Here is a 413-nt window from a genome sequence, read left to right on the forward strand (position 1 = left end):
GGGGTGGGGATGGGTTTCGAGGTTTGCCGCTTTACGGCTCTTGTGCCCGATGCTCCTATCTCCCCTTCTCGGCTTCCCGGCAAAGATCATCGAATCTGCGGCTCGCGAACCGCCTCGCGGACAGCGACCGTCATGCTCTCGCCGGTCAGCCGAGCAAGTTCCTGAACCAGCCGATGGGTTCCCTCGTTGTCGACGTTCAGCCCCACGTTTCTACCCTTATACCTTCAACCTCAAGCATTCTAATGGCATTGAGAAGCGCTTGGAGCTTCGGCCGGGGTGGCTTATCCCACCCGATGGCGGGCGAGGTAAGCGCCCATTTCCGCCGCCGGCATGGGGCGGCTGAAGAAAAACCCCTGCATTACGTCGCAGCCCAGCCCCGAGAGGGACTCCAGGTGCTCGGCCCGTTCCACGCC

At 62.2% G+C, this 413-nt stretch carries 1 protein-coding gene; it reads right to left on the reverse strand.

Annotated features, from left to right (window positions below; translation table 11 throughout):
• Positions 1-86: 86 nt before the first annotated feature.
• Positions 87-206: a type II toxin-antitoxin system VapB family antitoxin gene (locus ACTFO6_RS17780; RefSeq protein ID WP_439935750.1), complete on the reverse strand. Its 120-nt coding sequence runs from the start codon at positions 204-206 to the stop codon at positions 87-89.
• Positions 207-413 lie beyond the last annotated feature (207 nt).

This window comes from Pelomicrobium sp. G1, assembly GCF_051905455.1.
Lineage (GTDB): Bacteria > Pseudomonadota > Gammaproteobacteria > Burkholderiales > UBA6910 > Pelomicrobium.